This is a genomic window from Lactobacillus nasalidis, from assembly GCF_016587775.1.
Lineage (GTDB): Bacteria > Bacillota > Bacilli > Lactobacillales > Lactobacillaceae > Lactobacillus > Lactobacillus nasalidis.
Genome location: NZ_BOCG01000689.1, coordinates 1 through 3,264 on the forward strand (window position 1 = coordinate 1; position 3,264 = coordinate 3,264).

Here is a 3,264-nt window from a genome sequence, read left to right on the forward strand (position 1 = left end):
CCAAAATGGCTTCGCCATGCTTTTGGATCAAGTCTACCAAATATTGGATTCCTCCACGCTCCATCCCATATTTTCGGCTGAGGTAGGTGCCTCTTCTATGATCGTCTACCCATTCGTGGTAGATAGCGAGTTTTATTTCTTTAGTGTATTTAGTCATGAAAATAACCCCCGAAATTAGTGTCCTAATTTCGGGGGTCATATCACAGGCCTTTTTGCTTTGTGCTTGCTATTTTTTGCCTTTATTCGCCGCTGGCGCCGTAGTTGCTCAGCACCCGGGCACTTGGGTCCATGACGCCTTCCAGGCTCTTCCAACTTCTGTTTGGCATCCAGTAGTCCTTGATCCAGTCAGCCTTGCCAGGGTAGAATTCTTCAAAGATGTCCCGGTAAAGCAGGGATTCCTTGGTAAAAGGCGTCCGGTATGGGTATTTTTCACCGGCCTTGGCCAGGTCCTCGTCGCTGTACTTGCTTTCAGCATATTCCTTCAAGTCGTCGACCATGGAGTGGCCTACGGCATCGCTGAAGGCTGCCTTTTCCCGCATCAGGATGTCGTGAGGAAGCCAGTCGCCTTCTTCAAAGGCCTTCCGGAGCAGGTACTTGCCCTTGTGGTAGTGGTTCATCTTCAAGTCTGGATCGATGCTCATGACGTAATCGACGAATTCACGGTCGGCAAATGGCACCCGGCCTTCCAGAGAGTTGGCTGAAATGCAGCGGTCTGCCCGCAGAACGTCGTACATGTAGAGCTCTCTGAGCCGCTTAGCGGCTTCTTTTTGGAATTCTTCCGGGCTCGGGGCAAAGTCGGTGTATTTGTAGCCAAAAAGCTCATCGGAGCATTCACCGGTCAAGATGACCTTTAAGTCGGTCGTTTCATGAATCTTCTTGCAGAGGATGTACATGCCGATAGAGGCTCTGATAGTGGTAATGTCCCAGGTTTCCAGGGTGTAGATGACTTCTCTCAAAACGCCAAGGACGTCTTCCCGGGTCATGATGAATTCGGTGTGGTCAGTCCCCAGATAGTCGGCAACTTCCCGGGCGTACTTCAAGTCGATCGGGTTTTGGTCCATCCCGATGGCAAAAGTTCTGATCTTGGTGTCTGGCTGCAGCCGGGCAGCGATTGAGCAGACCAGGGAAGAGTCAAGCCCGCCGGATAAAAGGTAGCCAACCGGAGCGTCAGAAGCCAGACGTTGGTCGACTGACTGTACGAGCAGGTCGTGAATCTTGCTGGTGGCCGTCTTAAAGTCGTCAGTGCTCATCTTTGGCGTCAGGTCTGGCTCGTGGTAAGCGACGAATTTTTCACCGTCGTAGTAGTGTCCTGGAAGGAAGGGGTGAATTTCATCGCAAAGGTCCAGCAGGTTCTTGCCAGTTGAAGCAAAGGCAATCTTGCCTTCCTTTTTGGTGAAACCGAAGAACATTGGCCGGATGCCGATAATGTCTCTGGCCGCGTAGATCTTCTTTGACAGGTGGTCGTACAGGACGAAGGCAAATTCACCGTCCAGCATCTTGACCATGGTGTCGATGCCGTATTTGCGGTACAAAGGTATCAGCACTTCACAGTCGCTGCTGGAAGTAAACTCATAGTCGGTTTCCAGGTTCTTCTTCAGTTCCGGATAGTTGTAAATTTCACCGTTGCAGACCAGGGTGCAGTCCAAAGTTTCGAACGGCTGCATGCCGCTGTCGGTTAAGTCCATGATGGCAAGTCTGTTGAAGCCGAAAGTAACGTCGAGCTCGTCAAAGACCCTGGTCATGTCCGGGCCGCGGTCATAACATTTTGCCAAAGCTTCGTCGAAGGTCTTTAAATCAAATTCTTTTGAGTCGACAGCTAAAAATCCACACATGATTGATACCTCGTATTTAATAGTAGTTTCATTTTTTAAGATGCAGCCTGAACTCATCAGGCTTAGAAGGGGGAAGCAATATAAAAAGCCCTTCGCTCCCTATATTAAGGGACGAAAGGCTTTGTTCCGCGGTACCACCCAAATTGCTCTATCAAAGAGCCAGCTTCTCGAGCACAAAAATGCTCACCCGGCGGTAACGGACCAGATCCGGCCAAGCCTACTGGACCGGGGAGGCCGTTCGGTTGGCAGCTGAAAAAGTGTTTTTCAAGAGAGACAGAGCCGCTGAATTCTCACTAGCATCAGCTCACTGGTGGTTGTCTGACTTTACTCGTCTTTTTATGGCTTTCTTTTTAGTTAAGAATTATTTTAAAGCAAATGAGAAATAAATCAAGGGCCAATTAAAATAAATTTAAAAACAAAAGCAGCCGCCAAGGCCTAAAAAAGATATTAATTTTTTGCCGGAAAACTGTTGACATTTCTTCTAAGAACTGTAAAATAATAATTGTTGCGTTGCTGAAAAGCAACAGGAGATTCCGCCTTAGCTCAGTTGGTAGAGCGCTTGACTGTTAATCAGGATGTCGTCAGTTCGAGTCTGACAGGCGGAGTACCGGGAAGTGGCTCAGTTTGGTAGAGCACCTGGTTTGGGACCAGGGGGTCGCAGGTTCAAATCCTGTCTTCCCGATCTCGCAATAGCGGAACATGCGGAAGTAGTTCAGTGGTAGAACATCACCTTGCCATGGTGGGGGTCGCGGGTTCGAATCCCGTCTTCCGCTTAGCATCTTAGGATGCTTAATTGAATAATGCACCCATAGCGCAACTGGATAGAGTGTCTGACTACGAATCAGAAGGTTGTAGGTTCAAGTCCTACTGGGTGCATTGGAGGATTAGCTCAGCTGGGAGAGCATCTGCCTTACAAGCAGAGGGTCACAGGTTCGAGCCCTGTATCCTCCATTATGGCCCGTTGGTCAAGTGGTTAAGACACCGCCCTTTCACGGCGGTAACATGAGTTCAAATCTCGTACGGGTCATTGCCGGAAGGCAAGAATAGAATAATAATGATTCCATCATATGGAGGATTACCCAAGTGGCTTAAGGGGACGGTTTTGAAAACCGTTAGACGGGGCGACTCGTGCGTGGGTTCAAATCCCACATCCTCCTTTTATTATCGCGGGATGGAGCAGTCTGGTAGCTCGTCGGGCTCATAACCCGAAGGTCGTTGGTTCAAATCCAGCTCCCGCAATATGGTCCATTGGAGCAGTGGTTTATCTCGCCTCCCTGTCACGGAGGAGATCGCGGGTTCAAATCCCGCATGGACCGTTTGATGGCTCGGTAGCTCAGTTGGTAGAGCAATGGATTGAAGCTCCATGTGTCGGCGGTTCGATTCCGTCCCGCGCCATTGAAAATGGAGGAATAGCGAAGTGGCTAAACGCGGC

General features: G+C 49.6%; 2 protein-coding genes, 10 tRNA genes and 1 pseudogene. 11 read left to right on the forward strand and 2 right to left on the reverse strand.

Translation table 11 applies throughout. The features are described from left to right. A pseudogene (locus lacNas_RS14545) lies at positions 1-157 on the reverse strand (IS3 family transposase); the annotation flags it as partial. Between the two features lie 82 nt (positions 158-239). Continuing rightward, entirely contained in the window at positions 240-1,832 is a 1,593-nt protein-coding gene (gene asnB / locus lacNas_RS13120; RefSeq protein WP_201331211.1) for an asparagine synthase B, read from the reverse strand. A gap of 242 nt (positions 1,833-2,074) precedes the next feature. Here asnB and lacNas_RS13125 point away from each other — a divergent pair, with 242 nt between their 5' ends. From lacNas_RS13125 to lacNas_RS13175, 11 genes are all read left to right on the forward strand, one after another. Continuing rightward, positions 2,075-2,218: a hypothetical protein gene (locus lacNas_RS13125; RefSeq protein WP_201331210.1), complete on the forward strand. Its 144-nt coding sequence runs from the start codon at positions 2,075-2,077 to the stop codon at positions 2,216-2,218. 146 nt (positions 2,219-2,364) lie between these two features. Continuing rightward, a tRNA-Asn gene (locus lacNas_RS13130) sits at positions 2,365-2,437 on the forward strand. 3 nt (positions 2,438-2,440) lie between these two features. Next, a tRNA-Pro gene (locus lacNas_RS13135) sits at positions 2,441-2,514 on the forward strand. A 19-nt stretch (positions 2,515-2,533) separates the two neighbouring features. Continuing rightward, positions 2,534-2,605: transfer RNA gene (locus lacNas_RS13140), tRNA-Gly, on the forward strand. A gap of 29 nt (positions 2,606-2,634) precedes the next feature. Continuing rightward, positions 2,635-2,708 (forward strand) — tRNA-Arg (locus tag lacNas_RS13145). Positions 2,709-2,710: 2 nt separating this feature from the next. Beyond that, positions 2,711-2,783 (forward strand) — tRNA-Val (locus lacNas_RS13150). A 4-nt stretch (positions 2,784-2,787) separates the two neighbouring features. Further along, positions 2,788-2,859: transfer RNA gene (locus lacNas_RS13155), tRNA-Glu, on the forward strand. A gap of 42 nt (positions 2,860-2,901) precedes the next feature. Further along, positions 2,902-2,989 (forward strand) — tRNA-Ser (locus tag lacNas_RS13160). Positions 2,990-2,997: 8 nt separating this feature from the next. Continuing rightward, positions 2,998-3,071, forward strand: a tRNA-Met gene (locus tag lacNas_RS13165). Positions 3,072-3,074: 3 nt separating this feature from the next. Next, positions 3,075-3,148 (forward strand) — tRNA-Asp (locus lacNas_RS13170). 6 nt (positions 3,149-3,154) lie between these two features. Next, positions 3,155-3,227: transfer RNA gene (locus lacNas_RS13175), tRNA-Phe, on the forward strand. The last annotated feature ends 37 nt before the right edge of the window (positions 3,228-3,264 follow it).

What these genes read in the sequence shown, in the direction of transcription:
- asnB (WP_201331211.1), bottom strand. Translation starts at nt 1,832, where the DNA reads ATGTGTGGATTTTTAGCTGTCGACTCAAAAGAATTTGATTTAAAGACC.